The following is a 235-nucleotide window of genomic DNA, read 5'->3' as shown; positions in this document are numbered from 1 at the left end:
GTTGTTTATAATAAGTAGATTTTTTTAGTCCTAATATCTTTAATATAGTCTTAGTAGGTGCTCCTATAGAAATCCATTCGGATGCATAAGAGTATAAATTAAGGTCTTCATTTATTTCTTTTTTTTAAATAAATCTTGAAGAACAGCAACTTCTAATTCAAGATCTCTACACTTTTCTTGGGTTTTTTTATACTCTTTTTTGTAGTCTACAATTATTTCTTCATTTTTAAATTGT

Source organism: Clostridium amazonense (assembly GCF_056431285.1).
The sequence above is the reverse complement of the archived record's forward strand: the minus strand, read 5'-3'. Positions refer to the sequence as shown.